The organism is Nocardiopsis sp. LOL_012, from assembly GCF_048060475.1.
Taxonomy (GTDB): domain Bacteria; phylum Actinomycetota; class Actinomycetes; order Streptosporangiales; family Streptosporangiaceae; genus Nocardiopsis.
Genome location: NZ_JBHMIV010000157.1, coordinates 1 through 210, shown reverse-complemented (window position 1 = coordinate 210; position 210 = coordinate 1). Strand labels below are relative to the sequence as shown.

Sequence of the window (210 nt, the reverse complement as noted above, 5' to 3'; positions counted from 1 at the left end):
CGGCGCGAGGAAGCCCTCGCCCCCGCACACGAAGCCGCCGACCTCTACCGCACCCTGGCCGGCCAAGCCCCCGCCGCCGACCTCTACCGCACCCTGGCCGGCCAAGCCCCCGCCGCCTACCTCCCCGACCTGGCCATGGCACTGAACAACCTCGCCAACCGCCTGGCCGAGGTGGGGCGGCGCGAGGAAGCCCTCGCCCCCGCACACGAA

Annotated in this window: 1 protein-coding gene; it reads left to right on the top strand. The window is 75.7% G+C overall.

Annotated features, from left to right (window positions below):
- Positions 1-210, top strand: a 210-nt coding sequence (locus tag ACFHWE_RS23900) for a hypothetical protein (protein WP_416604133.1), incomplete at both ends; no start/stop codon positions are given.